The 13,854-nt window shown below is 72.6% G+C and carries 13 protein-coding genes; 2 read left to right on the plus strand and 11 right to left on the minus strand.

Going from position 1 to position 13,854, the window contains the following annotated elements; all coding sequences use genetic code 11:
* Positions 1–23: 23 nt before the first annotated feature.
* A complete protein-coding gene (locus JN22_RS07835; protein ID WP_085553344.1) occupies positions 24–3,446 on the minus strand; it encodes an acyl-[ACP]--phospholipid O-acyltransferase in 3,423 nt (1,140 codons plus the stop codon).
* Complete coding sequence (locus JN22_RS07840; RefSeq protein WP_085553345.1) at positions 3,443–4,072, minus strand: TetR/AcrR family transcriptional regulator; 630 nt, start codon at positions 4,070–4,072, stop codon at positions 3,443–3,445. Before JN22_RS07840 ends, JN22_RS07835 begins: the two co-directional genes overlap by 4 nt.
* A 196-nt stretch (positions 4,073–4,268) precedes the next feature.
* Here JN22_RS07840 and JN22_RS07845 point away from each other — a divergent pair, with 196 nt between their 5' ends.
* On the plus strand, positions 4,269–4,694 hold the full coding sequence (locus tag JN22_RS07845) for an NUDIX hydrolase (protein ID WP_085553346.1): 426 nt from the start codon (positions 4,269–4,271) through the stop codon (positions 4,692–4,694).
* A 200-nt stretch (positions 4,695–4,894) separates the two neighbouring features.
* The gene (locus JN22_RS07850; protein ID WP_085553347.1) at positions 4,895–5,908 is read left to right on the plus strand and encodes an aldo/keto reductase; all 1,014 of its coding nucleotides are present in this window, start codon (positions 4,895–4,897) and stop codon (positions 5,906–5,908) included.
* Positions 5,909–5,958: 50 nt separating this feature from the next.
* Here JN22_RS07850 and JN22_RS07855 read toward each other — a convergent pair whose 3' ends face one another.
* The 9 genes from JN22_RS07855 to JN22_RS07895 all read right to left on the minus strand — a co-directional run bounded on the left by JN22_RS07855 (position 5,959) and on the right by JN22_RS07895 (position 13,820).
* Entirely contained in the window at positions 5,959–6,843 is an 885-nt protein-coding gene (locus JN22_RS07855; RefSeq protein ID WP_085553348.1) for a metal ABC transporter substrate-binding protein, read from the minus strand.
* Positions 6,840–7,730: a metal ABC transporter permease gene (locus JN22_RS07860; protein ID WP_085553349.1), complete on the minus strand. Its 891-nt coding sequence runs from the start codon at positions 7,728–7,730 to the stop codon at positions 6,840–6,842. Before JN22_RS07860 ends, JN22_RS07855 begins: the two co-directional genes overlap by 4 nt.
* Entirely contained in the window at positions 7,727–8,506 is a 780-nt protein-coding gene (locus tag JN22_RS07865) for a metal ABC transporter ATP-binding protein (protein WP_085553350.1), read from the minus strand. Before JN22_RS07865 ends, JN22_RS07860 begins: the two co-directional genes overlap by 4 nt.
* Entirely contained in the window at positions 8,503–9,444 is a 942-nt protein-coding gene (locus JN22_RS07870; protein WP_085553351.1) for a metal ABC transporter solute-binding protein, Zn/Mn family, read from the minus strand. Before JN22_RS07870 ends, JN22_RS07865 begins: the two co-directional genes overlap by 4 nt.
* Positions 9,441–10,016, minus strand: a complete 576-nt coding sequence (locus tag JN22_RS07875) for a DUF6162 family protein (protein ID WP_085553352.1) — start codon at positions 10,014–10,016, stop codon at positions 9,441–9,443. Before JN22_RS07875 ends, JN22_RS07870 begins: the two co-directional genes overlap by 4 nt.
* Before the next feature lie 13 nt (positions 10,017–10,029).
* On the minus strand, positions 10,030–10,377 hold the full coding sequence (locus JN22_RS07880; RefSeq protein ID WP_223677615.1) for a hypothetical protein: 348 nt from the start codon (positions 10,375–10,377) through the stop codon (positions 10,030–10,032).
* Positions 10,374–10,829 carry a hypothetical protein gene (locus tag JN22_RS07885; protein ID WP_085553354.1) on the minus strand — a complete coding sequence of 152 codons (456 nt, stop codon included), beginning with the start codon at positions 10,827–10,829 and terminating at the stop codon, positions 10,374–10,376. The genes JN22_RS07880 and JN22_RS07885 overlap by 4 nt, the downstream gene beginning before the upstream one ends.
* Complete coding sequence (locus JN22_RS07890; RefSeq protein ID WP_085553355.1) at positions 10,822–11,958, minus strand: PepSY-associated TM helix domain-containing protein; 1,137 nt, start codon at positions 11,956–11,958, stop codon at positions 10,822–10,824. Before JN22_RS07890 ends, JN22_RS07885 begins: the two co-directional genes overlap by 8 nt.
* Before the next feature lie 236 nt (positions 11,959–12,194).
* On the minus strand, positions 12,195–13,820 hold the full coding sequence (locus JN22_RS07895) for a 3-(methylthio)propionyl-CoA ligase (protein ID WP_085553356.1): 1,626 nt from the start codon (positions 13,818–13,820) through the stop codon (positions 12,195–12,197).
* Positions 13,821–13,854: the final 34 nt, after the last annotated feature.

The following is a 13,854-nucleotide window of genomic DNA, read 5'->3' on the forward strand; positions in this document are numbered from 1 at the left end:
CTCTCCCATCATGCGGTTTCCCATCATGCGGTTTCCTTGGCGGCCTCGGCGGCGAAGCGCGCGACGGCCGGATAATCGGTCTTGCCGGTGCCCAGCAGCGGGATGGCGTCGAGGCGCAGGACGTCGCGCGGGACGGCGATCTCCGGCGCGCCCTTGCCGCGCGCGGCGGCGGCCAGCGCGTCGCGGGTCAGCGCGGCGCTGGTCGTCACCAGGATGATCCGCTCGCCGCGCCGGGCGTCGGGCAGGGCGACGGCGGCGTGGCTGGCGCCGGCGTCGGCGAGGCCGGCGATCTCCTCGACCACGCCCAGCGCGATCATCTCGCCGGCCACCTTGGCGAAGCGCTTGACCCGGCCGACGATGCGGATGAAGCCCTCGGCGTCGATGGTCACGATGTCGCCGGTGTCGTGCCAGCCGCCCTCGGGCGGCTGGATCACGCCGGGGCGGTCGGCGTGCAGGTAGCCCTTCATCACGTTCGGCCCGCGCACGCGCAGCCGTCCGCCGGCCTCCACGCCCGGCACCGGCACCAGCTCGGTCTCGATGCCGGGCAGGGCCTGCCCGACGGTTCCGGGGCGGAAGCGGGCCGGCGTGTTGACGGCGATCACCGGCGCGGTCTCGGTGGTGCCGTAGCCCTCCAGCAGATGGACGCGCAGGCGTTCGGTGTAGACGCGCCGCGTCTCGTCCTGGAGCCGCTCGGCCCCGGCGAAGACGAGGCGCAGCGAGCGGTAGTCGTACGGGTCGGCCGTCCGCGCCCAGGCGTTCAGGAAGAAGTCGGTGCCGAACAGCACGGTGGCGTTGGTCTGGTAGACCAGCTCCGGGATCAGCCGGACATGGCGCGGGTTGGGGTAGAGCACCGTCTTCACGCCGTTGAGGATCGGCAGCAGCATCCCCCCCGTCAGCCCGAAGGAATGGAAGACGGGCAGGCAGTTGAACACCACGTCCCGCCGGGTGAAATCGACCACGGAGGCCACCTGCGTCAGGTTGGCGAGCAGGTTGCCGTGGCTGAGCGCCACGCCCTTGGGCGGCCCCTCCGACCCGGAGGTGAAGAGGATGGCGGCCACGTCGTCCGGCGTTCCCTGTTCCGGCAGCAGCCGGTCGGGCATGACCAGCGCCGCCAGGGCGCGCAGCCTTTCGCCGAGCGTGAGTCCGCGCTTCACGTCCTCCAGCTGGATGATCGCGTGGTCGGCGGCGAGCGCCTCGACCAGCGCGCCCAGCCGGGCCTTCTCGATGAACCGGGCCGAGGTGACGATGCGGCGCACCCCGGCGGCGCGGCAGGCGGCCTTGACCGAGTCCGGCCCGGCGGTGAAGTTCAGCATGGCGGCGGGACGGCCATGGGCGGCGAGGCCGAAGAACACCGCCGCCGTCGGCGACGCGGTGGGCAGCAGCACGCCGACCGCCTCGCCGGGCTCCGTCCCGCGCGCCAGGATGCGGCCGAGCACCAGGGCGCGCGCCGCCAGCGCCCGGTAGGACACGGTCGAGAAGTCGCCGTCCTGCACCGCCGCCTCCCGCGCGCCGGTCTTGCGGCGGGCGTCGAGCAGGGCCAGCATCAGCGTGTCGGGCTGGCTGCGGGCGGCGCAGACGGTCTCCGTCATCACGCGCGACAGCCAGGACTTCAGCGCGGCGCGGCGCGTCTTGCCGACCAGACCGCCGACGTCCGGGGTCATGACCGGCGGCATGACGGTGATGGTGATGCGCGGGAACAGGCCCAGCCGCAGCCGTCCCCGCATCCGCGACAGGATCGAGCGCTGCGCCCCCTCGATGCAGACCGGCACCACCGGGCAGCGCGCCTTGTCGGCCAGCATGCCGGGGCCGCCGTTGATCTTCATCAGCGAGCCGGTGACGGTGATCCGCCCCTCGGGGAAGACGCAGACCTTGTCGCCGTCGGCCAGCGCGCGGGCCAGCGCGCGGGTGCCCAGCGGGTTGGTCGGGTCGATGGTGACGTGGTCGGCCATCGCCAGGAAGGGCCTGACCAGGGCCAGCCGGGCGATGTGGGTGTCGACCGCGAAGCGCATCCCCGGCAGGAAGGCGGCCAGCAGGGCGCCGTCCAGGAAGGACTGGTGGTTCGGCGTCACCACGGCGGCGCCCTCCAGCCCGGTCAGATGCTCCGCCCCGCGGACCTCGACGCGGAAGGCCAGCCGGAAGACGGCGCGGAAGATCGCCCGCAGCAGCCCCCGCCCATCGACGGCCAGCGCCATGACGACGGCGGCCAGCATGCTCGCCCCGCCCCAGGCGGCGACGGCCAGCGGCGACAGGCCGAGCGCCAGCATCCCCGCCGCGACGGCCGAACCGGCGACCATGTAGAGCGCGTTGACCACGTTGGCGGCGGCGATGACGCGGGCGCGGACCGAGGCTGCGGCCCGGTGCTGGATCAGCGCGTAGAGCGGCACGGCGAAGGCGCCGCCCGCCGCCGCGATCACGAACAGGTCGGCCAGCAGCGGCAGCGCCCAGGGCTGGGCCAGCAGCGCCATCGGCGACAGCGGCTCGGCCGGGGGAACCGCCGGGGTCAGCAGCGGCAGGGCGGCGCCGGCCGCTGCCGCGACCAGCCCGGCCAGCGCCGCCTTGCCGGCGTCGGCGGTGGATGGCGTATGGTGGCTCAGACCCGCCAGGATCGAGCCGGCGGCGACGCCGATGGCGAAGACGGCGAGCAGCAGCGTGGCGCCGTTGGCGTCCGCGCCCAGCGTCTCGCGGGCGATGGAGGGGAACTGCGCCATCACCACCGCGCCGACTCCCCAGAACACCGAGATTCCATGGATCGCCCGCATCGACGGCCTGTCCCCGGCGACCGAGCGCAGCACCCGCGCCGTCACCGACAGCGGGTTCAGCCCGACGCGCACCGCCGGGTCGGCGTTGCCGGCGCGCGGGATGAACAGCGAGGCGGCCAGCCCCAGCACCGCCGAGGCGCCGAGCAGCCCCGGAACCGCCCAGGGATGCACCAGCGCCAGCGAGCCGCCGGCGATGGTGCCGAGCAGGATGGCGACGAAGGTCCCGGCCTCTACCAGCCCGTTGGCGGCGGTCAGCTCCGACGGGGCCAGCAGGTCGGGCAGCAGCCCGTACTTGACCGGCCCGAACAGGGTCGAATGCGCGCCCATGCCGACCAGCGCGATGATCAGCACGGGCAGGTCGGCGGCGACGATGCCCCAGGAGGCGACGCCCATCAGCCCGATCTCCGCCAGCTTGACGGCGCGGGCGACCAGCGTGCGGTCGTGGCGGTCGGCGAGCTGCCCGGCGGTGGCCGACAGCAGCAGGAAGGGCAGGGTGAAGGCGCCGGCCGCCAGCGTCGAGATCATCGCCCCGTTCAACATTCCATCCGGGGGGCCGCCGGCGGCGAGGCCGTAGACCGCGATCACCGCGATGGCGCCGCGCAGCACGTTGTCGCCGAAGGCGCCGAGGAACTGGGTCAGGAACAGCGGCAGGAAGCGGCGGGAGGCGAGCAGGGCGGGGGCGCTCATGGCTTGGCTCCGGAAACGGCGATGCCGGACGTGGCGATGCCATCGAGGATCGCGTCGGCGATGGTGCCGGCCAGCGTGGAGAGCGCGGCGGTCTGCCGGCCGTAGACGTGCGACTGCACGTTCAGGACGATGGCGCCGATGACGATGTGGGCCAGCGCGTCCGTGTCGGCCCGGACGACGCTGCCCTCCGCGATGCCGTCGGCGACGATGCCGCAGATCACGTCCACCGGCGTCTCCTGCCCCTGCGGCACCAGCGGCAGCGAATCATGCTGCGACAGCAGCAGGAAGCGGGCGCGGTCGGGGGCCGCCTCGGCGAGGTCGAAGGCGTGGTGGATGACCCGCCGCAGCCGCTCGGGCGCCGGGCCGTCGCCGGCCGCCTCCCGCAGGGTCCGCGACATGGCGGTGTATTCCGTCGCGAACAGCTCGGCCGCCAGCTCCTCCTTGCTCGGCCAGTGGCGGTAGAGCGCCCCCTCCGACACCCTGGCGGCGCGGGCGATGTTCTTGACCGTCGTCGCCCTCACCCCCTTCTGGGCGAACAGCGCAATGGCGGCGTCGCGGACCTTGTGGCGGACATCGGGGGGGCGGCTGTCGGGCGGGCGGCTGTCGGGGGGACGGGCGGCGGACACGGCGCACCTGTGCGTGAGTGAATGTTCACTCGCATGGTGGCGAAGCCATTCGCGACGCGCAACGGGATTTACCGGCCTACCTCTTCCGGATAGGGCGGGCGCCCCGGCCTCCGGATGGTCGCCGGGCGGCTGGGAAAAACGGCCCGCCCACGCGCGGCGGGTTGAAATCGGGCGGCGAACGGGGAACATACAGTGCATGAGAACCTCGTCCCCCCGCACCCAGTATGCCGCCTTGCCGTACCGGCTCTCCGGGACGATTCCCCAGGTGCTGCTCGTCACGTCGCGCGAGACGCGGCGTTGGATCATCCCGAAGGGCTGGGCGGAGAAGGGCATCAAGCCGCGCGCGATGGCGGCCCGCGAGGCCTTCGAGGAAGCCGGGGTGACGGGCAAGGTCAGGAAGCGTCCCTACGGCTCCTACCGCTACGAGAAACGCCTGGCGGCCGGCCGCTCGGTCGAATGCGAGGTCACCGTCTTTCTGCTGGAGGTGCGCGAGGAACTCGACGAGTGGCCCGAACGGCACGAGCGGGACCGCCGCTGGCTGAGCCCCGGACAGGCCGCCATGGCCATCAGCGACAGCGGGCTGGTCGCCATGCTGCTGGGGCTGGCAACGCCGTCGAATTGAGCGTCTCCCCGGCCCGCCGGGCGCCTCACCGGACCGGGCCGGCCTTCCGCCGGGAGGCTTTGCCGAGAGCCTCCGCCGAGACCTCGCGCGCGACATCGCCGGCCGGGGACCGCAGCCGGCGATGGGCCGGAGCCCGCCAGATCCGCCGCCTGCCGTCCGTTCCCATTCCGCGTTCCCCCTCTTCCGCGAAGGACAAGACAATGGCACTGAAGGACATCCTGCCCGGCCGCCTCGGCTTCGGCACCGCGCCGCTCGGCAACATGTTCCGCGCGATCCCCGAGGAGGAGGCGCGGGCCACCGTGGACGCCGCCTGGAACGACGGCATCCGGTACTTCGACAACGCGCCCTTCTACGGCGCCGGCCTCGCGGAGATCCGCATGGGCGAGGCGCTGGCCGGGCGGCCGCGCGGCGATTACGTCGTCAGCACCAAGGTCGGCCGCGTGATCCTCGACGAGGTCGAGGACGTCGCCGCCCGCGACCAGGGCGAGAAGGGCGACGTCTTCAGGCATGGCCGCCCCAACCGGGTCGTGAACGACTATTCGGCGGACGCGACGCTGCGCTCGATCGAGGACAGCCTGAAGCGGCTGAAGACCGACCATGTCGAGATCGTCTGGGTGCACGACGTGGCGCAGGATTTCTACGGCGACGACTGGCTCGGCGTGTTCGAGAGCGCGCGCAAGGGCGCCTTCAAGACGCTCGACCGCCTGCGCGACGAGGGCGTGATCAAGGCCTGGGGCCTGGGCGTCAACCGGGTGGAGCCGATCGAGCTGCTGCTCGGGCTGGAGGGCAACCGGCCCGACGGCTTCCTGCTCGCCGGCCGCTACACCCTGCTGGACCATGGGCGCGCGTTGCAGCGGGTGATGCCGATGGTGGCGGAGCGCGGCCTGGGCATCGTCGTGGGCGGCCCCTACAGCTCGGGCGCGCTGGTCGGCGGGCCGAACTTCGAGTACGCGCCCGCCACGCCGGCGATCCTCGACAAGGTGGCGCGGATCAAGGGAATCGCCGACCGCCACGGCGTCGGGATGAAGGCCGCCGGCCTGCAATTCGCGCTGGCCAATCCGGCCGTCGCGGCGGTGATCCCCGGCGCGAGCCGGCCGGACCGCATCGCCGAGGACCGCGCCGCCCTGGAGGAGACGGTCCCGGCCGATTTCTGGCGCGAGCTGCGCGCCGCCGGTCTGGTCGATCCGGCGGCCCCGCTGCCCGACGCCGGCTGAGCGGTCCAGGGAAGGCGGTCCGGGCTGAGCGGTCCAGGGAGGGCGCCCGCTCAGCGCAGGCCGGCCTCCACCTGTTCGGCGATCCGCGCCAGCGCGGCGTCGATGGCGGCGGGCGGGCCGCTTTCCAGGCTGTCCAGCACGACCAGGCGGGCGCCGCCGTCGGCGACGGCCCTGGCGATCTCCGGGGCCGGCTGGCGGTGGTGCAGCACCGCCGGGATGCGCTCGGCCTTCAGGAAGGCGGTCAGTTCGGCCAGGCGCTCCGGCGTCCAGTCGCGGTCGTCGTGGGTCCACACCCGGCGCAGGTCGAGCCCGAAATCGGCGGCGAGCATGGCGAAGCGGTCGGACAGCGCCGCCACCGACGGGTCGGGCAGCGCGGCGAAGCTCCGCGCCGTCTGCGCGGACAGCGCCAGCAGCCCGCGCTTGACCGTGGCGAGGTTGGCGTCGATGGCGGGGGCGGAGGCCGGGTAGAGGCGCCGCAGGTCGGCCGCCAGGATGTCGGCCATCCGCCCGGCGTTGGCGACGCCGAGCCAGGGGAAGGCGGCGCCCTCGCGCAGCGCGATGCCGGGCAGGGCGCCGTCCACCGGCCGGGCGGCGTCGATCTCGACCAGCCGGATGTTGGCGCGCCGCGCCAGCGGGTAGAGCGGGTCGTCGGTCCAGACCGAGCGCAGCGTCAGCACCGCGTCGGCCTTGCGCGCCGCCTCGGCGAATTTGGCCTCGCCGCGCCCGCCGAGGAAGGAGAGCTGGCGGCCCATCGGGATGGCGGGCGGCACTACCGCCTCGACCGCGACGCCGGTGCCCTGGGTCAGCGCCTGGGCCAGCCCGGCGGTGACGGGGTGGCCGGCCAGCACCGTCTCGGCGAGGGCGCCCCGTGCCGTCAGCGGAGCGGCCGGGGCCGTCGCCAGCAACAGAAGCGCCGTGAGCGTGACGCGCTTCATCCCTCTTCCCCTCTCGTCATGAAACGCGCCAGCAGCGCCCCCAGGAACAGCAGCCCGGCCGCCAGGATGATGGCGCCGCCCGACGGCACCGGCAGGGCGAACTGCACCGGCAGCAGGATCCCGGCCACCGCCGCCACGCTGGCGAAGGCGACGGACAGCAGGAAGAATCCCCGCAGCGACGTGGCGACGACGCGGGCGGCGGCGGCCGGGATCACCAGCAGGGCGCCGACCAGGATGGCGCCGATGATCTTGACCGAGGCGACCGTGACGACCGTCACCAGCACGATGAACAGATAGTCGAGCCCCTTCACCGGCACGCCGCGCACCCGCGCCAGCGCCGGGTTGAAGCTGGCCAGCAGCAGCCGGTTGAACAGCGGCAGCATCAGCAACGTGACGCCCAGCGCGACGACCAGCAGCACCGTCAGGTCGCGGTCGTCCACCGTCAGAACCGAGCCGAACAGCACATTCTCCAGGATGTGGATGTTGACCCGGCTGGCCAGGATCAGCAGCAGGCTGGCGCCGAGCGCCAGCGACACCGACAGGAAGACGCCGATCAGCGTGTCGGAGGTCAGGTTGCTGCGGTTGCGCGTGTAGTTGACCAGCAGCGCGAACAGCAGGCAGTAGCCGAACAGGCTGGCGTAGGGGCCGGTGTAGGGCTCCCCCACCAGGATGCCGATGGCGACGCCGGTCAGCGCCGCGTGGCCGACGGCTTCCGAGAAGAAGGCCAGCCGCTTGGTCACCACCAGCGTGCCGAGCCCGCCCAGCACCGGGCCGATGACCAGACCGGACAGCAGGGCGTTGACCAGGAAGCCGTGGGTCAGCCCGGCGGGCAGCAGCCCGGCTTCCGCCCAGCCCTGGATCAGGGCGCGCAGGGTTTCGAAGCTCATGACGCCATCCTCCGGGCGGCGGGCTGGCTTGCTTCCGCCTCCGCCTCCGCCTCCGCCTTGCGGCGGGGGACGGCGGAGAACAGGTCGAGCACCTGTTCGGGCGACAGCATGTCCGCCGGCGGGCCGTCGAACAGCACGCGCCGGTTCAGCCCCGACACCCGCGTGGCGAGGCGGCGCACCTGGGCGAGGTCGTGCTCGACCCACAGGATGGTGGTGCCGGCGGCGGTCAGCCCGGCCAGCAGCGATTCGAAGATGGCGACGCCGGCCTCGTCGAGCGCGGTCATCGGCTCGTCGAGGATGATCAGGTCGGGCGCCGGGATCAGCGCCTGGGCGAGCAGGACGCGCTGGCGCTCGCCGCCCGACAGGGCGCCGAAGCGGCGGCGGCCCTTGCCGGCCATGCCGACGCGGGCCAGCGCCTCGCCGTAGCCCATGGACCGGTCCGGCCCCAGGAAGGCCGGGCGGCGCTGGCACAGCACGGCCAGGAAATCCTCCACCGTCAGCGGCAGGCCGCGGTCGAACTCGACCGCCTGCGGGACATAGGCGACGGTGCCGGGGCCGTCGCCCGGCCAGTCGAGCCGGATGGTGCCCCGGTGCGGCGCCTGCCCCAGCAGGGCGCGGATCAGCGACGACTTGCCGCCGCCGTTGGGGCCGACCACCGCGTGCACGGCGCCCGGCGCGACCGACAGCGACACCTGCTCCAGGATCGCGGTGCGGCCGAGCGTCAGGTCCACCCGGTCGAACAGGATGCCGGGGCCGTTCCCGTTGCGGGCGCTCACGGCCTGGCCTCCAGCATCGCCTGGACCAGCGTGTCCATGTTGCGGGTCATCTCGCGCTCGAACAGGTCGGCGGCGTAGTCGCCGTGCGAGATGTGGGAGAAGGCGTGGAGGCGGATGCCGGTCTCGCGGCGGATCGTCTCGACATAGGCGCTGGGGAAGTTCAGCTCCGAGAAGATCACCTGGACGTCGAGCTTGCGCATCGTCGCGATGGTCTCGGCGAGCTGCGCCGGGCTCGGCTCGATGCCGTGCGCCGGCTCGACGACGGCGGAGACCTCCAGCCCGAACTCGCGCAGCAGATAGTCGTAGGCGCCGTGGATGGTGGCGACGCGCAGCCGGGTGTCGCCGGCGCCCGCCAGCCTGGCGAGCGCGTCGGCGCGGAGCTGGCGCAGCCTGCGGGAATAGGCCCGCGCGTTGGCGGTGTAGGCCTCGGCGTTGGCCGGGTCGAGCTTTCCCAGCTCGCGGGCGATGGTGGCGACCTGGAGCACCGAGCCGGTGATCGACAGGAAGCTGTGCGGGTTGACCACCTTGCCCGACGCCCGCGCCGCCGACCCGGCGGCGGGCAGCAGCGGCACGTCGGCGTTGGCCTCGACCGCCGGCAGCTTGGGCCTGGACGAGGCGGCGATCATCCGCCCGGCGAAATCGTCGTGGCCGATGCCGTTCAGCACGATGGCGTCGAGGCCGCCGATGCGCTGGATGTCCTCCGGGCGCGGCTCGTAGGCGTGCGGGTTGAAGCCGGCGGGGATGATCGGCACCACCTCGGCCCGGTCGCCGACGATGTTGGCGACGTAGGAATAATAGGGGTGCAGGGTGACGCCGAAGCGCTTGCGATCGGCGGTGGGGGCGGCGGCGGGGGCGGCGGCACGGGCGATGCCTGCGGGCAGGACGCCGGCCGCCAGCGTGGCGGCGAGGAACCGGCGGCGGTTCGGGAAAAAGTTCATCGGGTCACACCGGCGGTGAAGGTGGAGGTGATCCGCTTCCAGCCGGCGGCGGCCAGCGACGCCTCGTCGAGGCGGGCGGGCGGCGCCTCGGCGGCGCGCTTCAGCCAGATCTCGGGGGCATGGTCGCCCTCATGGCCGTCGCCATGCCCGTCCAGCAGCAGGACCAGCGAGCCGGCCGTCTCGGGCGCGGCGGACAGGCCGGCGTAGGCGGCGTTGCCCCCGCCTTCCGTCAGGGTCCAGGCATGGCCGCCGCGCGCCGTGGCGCTGGCGTCGGCGGCGAAGGGCGGCAGGGCCTGGGCGGCCAGATCGGCCGGGGCCGGCGCCCGGCCGTCGGCCTTGCGCAGGGCGGCGATCTCGTCGGCCGCCACCTTGAGGTCGGCGTGCAGCCCCTGTTCGGCGGCGGTCAGGCCGGTGCGGGAGTCGATCTGGTGGGCGGCGGGCGGCGCGTCGGCCTCCGGCGCCGGCCGCAGCCCGACCGCCGCGCCGGCGGTGGCGAGGATCAGGCCGGCGGCGAGCAGGACCCACAGGGTCTCGCGCTCGGCCCCCGCGCGGCGGACGATCTGCTGATGCATGGGGTGGAGGACCCTACTTGATGGCGGTGTGCTCGATCTCGACCGTGTGGCCGGGGCCGGCGTCGAACAGGACGTAGAAATCCTGGGCCGGGCGCGCGAAGGACAGGGTGGAATCCTCGCCCAGCTTGCCCTTGACCAGCACCTGCTCGTCGTAGGCGATGACGTCGAGCACCACGCCCGGCGCCTTCGACCCGTCGGAGAAGCCGCCGGTGCAAACCACCGTCCGGCCGTCCGTCATCCTGCATTCGCAGATCGGGTAGTGGGCCTGGGCCGTGGAGGCCGCGCACAGGGCGGCCAGGGCGGCCAGGGCGGCCAGGGCAGCGGCGGCGGCGGCCGGAACGGAAAAGCGTGCGGTCATCATGTCCCTCCCAAGAAGCCGGCCAGCGGCGTCGATGCCTGATGGACCTGCCCGTTCCAGTCCTCGACCGTCACCCACAGCTCCTCGGTCCCGGTCGGATCGGCCGGCACCGTGACCTCGGCCTCGCGCTCGTACGGGTTGCCGAAACCGAGCGCCCCGGCGGCGCGCAGGCTGCGCGGCTTGCCGACGCGCAGGAAGACCCCGCGCACCTTGTCGATGTCGGCCGGGCGGAGGTGGATGTGGTACTCCTTCAGCCGCTCCCCCGTGACGCCCCGGTGCGGCGCCTCGTCGTGGGTGACCAGCGTGATCGGGAAGGGGCCGGCGCTGACGTCGCGCCGGATCTCGGGCGGCGCGAAGATCGGCTTCGGGCTGAAATAGTTGGGCAGGAAGGGAAGCGGCACCAGCATCATCAGCGCGCTGAGATGGAACTTGCCGCGCTGCCAGAGCTTACGCATTGGAGGAGGCCCTCGCCGTCTTGACCGCGCGGACCACCTCCATGGTGGCGCGCGCCGTCCGCTTCATCCAGATCAGCATGCCGCTGAAGATCAGGGTGCTCATCAGCGCGCCGAAGGCGAACCAGATCAGCTTGATCGGCAGGCCGCCGAAATCGCCGGTGTGGAGCGCCCGCATGATGGTGCGGGTCAGCTCGATGCCGGACGCGCCGTCCAGCCCGCCCTCGACGACGATCACCGAGGCGTCGAAGGGGTTGATGCGGATGAAGTCGGGCAGCAGCGGCACCTGCCCGCTGGTGCCGATCACCGTCGCCGGGTCGTAGGCGGTCCCCGGCAGCCCCAGGAAGCGCAGCCGCATGTCGGGCAGGGTGGCCATGGCGGTGGCGAGGATGGCGTCGGCGTCGGGCTTGGGGCTGGCCGCCGCCACCGGGATCTGGTCGCGCGCCAGCATCACCGGCGGCTTGCTGCCGCCCAGCCCCATGCCGAGATGGATCAGCGCCATGTAGATCAGGAACCACAGGCTGGTGACGGCGATGACGGCGATGAACCAGATCGACCAGGTGCCGGCGACGCGGTGCAGGTCGCCCCACATCACGCGCGGCGCCTGTTTCCAGCGGATGCGCGGCTGGTAGAAGGATTTCCAGAATTTCTTGTAGACCACCAGCCCGGTGACCAGCGACCCGACCAGCGGGACCGCCATCGCCGACACCAGATACCAGCCGACCGGGAAGGTCATCAGCCAGCCGTGCAGCGCGCGGAAGAACTGGCGGAACGAGTTGCCGGTGGACAGGCCCTGGACGACCCCGCTGACCGGGTTGATCCAGGCGGTGGTGAAGGTGCCGTCGGGCATCGCCATGCGGGCGCCCACCGCCATGTGGGATCCGCCCCAGCTCAGCGAGGTGACCCGGCCGTCCGGCGCCGCCTTCTCGGCGGCGGCGATCAGCGCGCTGGGCGGCAGCGGCTCGCCCTCGCCCGACGCCCGCATGGAGGGATCGACCAGCCACATGAGCTCGGTGCTGACCACGGCGACGGTGCCGGTCACGCAAATGAAGAACAGAAAGGCCCAGATCGGCATCGCCAGCCAGGAATGCCACAGGAACCACAGCCGCGTGCGCGACTTGCCAGCGCTCATCTCATACTCTCCGCAGGACCCACCCCGACAGGAAGCACCGCCCCCGCCCCAAAGACGAACGGGAGGCCCGCTTCCCTCACCGAAAAATGCGAGGGCTTCTCATTTTCATTTGGGGGAGGCGCGTCGCGTTGCCGGGGCCGGCACGGGAGAGCGACGAAAAAGCCCCCTTCCGGCGTGGAAGGGGGCGGCGTGGAAGGGGAGCGGGGCGGGGACGCCGGAGGCCGAAGCCGCCGCCCTCAGGCGGTGGCCGGATTCGTCACCATCTCGCGGATGGTGCTCTTCAGCAGCTTGCCGGTCGCGGTATGGGGCAGGGCCTCGACGAAGCGGACGTCGTCGGGGATGCACCATTTGGCGACCTTGCCCTCGAACACCGCCAGCAGCTCCTCGCGGGTCAGGCTGGCGCCCTCCTTCACCACGACGACCAGCATCGGGCGCTCGCCCCATTTCTCGTCGGGGATGGCGACGGCGGCGGCCTCCTGCACGGCGGGATGGCCGACGGCGATGTTCTCCAGGTCGATGGAGCTGATCCACTCGCCGCCCGACTTGATGACGTCCTTGGTGCGGTCGACGATCTGGACATAGCCGTCGCCGTCCATCGTCACCACGTCGCCGGTCTCGAACCAGCCGGGCTCGGTCTCGTGGGCCGGGCTGGAGTCCAGGCCGAAATAGCCGGAGCAGACGGTGGGGCCGCGCACCAGCAGCCGGCCGAAGCTGCGGCCGTCGCGCGGCACGTCGGCGCCGGACTCGTCGACGACGCGGAACTGCACGCCGAAGATCGGCCGCCCCTGCTTGGAGGCCAGCGCCAGCGCCTCGTCGGCGTCGAGCCCCCTGTGCTTGCTCTTGGGCGTGTTGGCGAGGCCGAGCGGGCTGGTCTCGGTCATGCCCCAGGCGTGCAGGACCTCGATCCCCATCTCCTTGAAGCGCTGGATCATCACCGGCGGGCAGGAGGAGCCGCCGATGGCGATGCGGCGCATGGTGGTCAGGGTCTTGCCGTTGGCGTGCAGCCAGTTCAGCAGGGCGAGCCAGACCGTGGGCACGCCGGCGGTGTTGGTGACGCCCTCCGCCTCGAACAGCTCGTGCAGGCTGGCGCCGTCCAGCTTGGCGCCGGGGAAGACCAGCTTGGCGCCGACCATCGGCGCCGCGTAGGGCACGCCCCAGGCGTTGACGTGGAACATCGGCACCACCGGCAGCACCACGTCGGAGGCCGACAGGCCGAAGACGTCGGGCAGGCAGGCCGCCATGGCGTGCAGCACCGACGAGCGGTGGCTGTAGAGGACGCCCTTCGGGTTGCCGGTGGTGCCCGAGGTGTAGCACATGCCGCAGGCGGTGTTCTCGTCGAGGTCCGGCCAGGCGAACTCCGCCGGCTGTTCGGCCAGCAGATCCTCGTAGCACAGCAGGTTGGGCAGGCTGGACCGCGGCATGTTGGCGGCGTCGGTCATCACCACGATGGCCTTCACGCCGGTCAGATGGTCGGCGATGCCCTCCAGCAGCGGGATGAAGGTCAGGTCGGTGAACAGCACGCGGTCCTCGGCGTGGTTCACGATGTAGGCGATCTGCTCGGGGAACAGGCGCGGGTTGATGGTGTGGCAGACCATGCCGGAGCCGCCGATGCCGTAATAGCATTCCAGATGGCGGTAGCCGTTCCAGGCCAGCGTGCCGACCCGGTCGCCGGGCTGAAGGCCGAGCGCCGCCAGGGCGTTGGCCAGCCGCTGCGACCGCGCCCAGGCGTCGGCGTAGGTGTAGCGGTGGATCGGCCCCTCGGTGGTGCGCGACACGATCTCGGTGTCGGCGTGGTACCGCGCCGCGTGGCGCAGCACCGACGTGACCAGCAGGGGGACCCCCATCATCATTCCGCGCAACATTGGTGTCACTCCCGGTTCTTTGGTTTTTGGGTGG

Source organism: Azospirillum agricola (assembly GCF_020005195.1).
Lineage (GTDB): Bacteria > Pseudomonadota > Alphaproteobacteria > Azospirillales > Azospirillaceae > Azospirillum > Azospirillum agricola.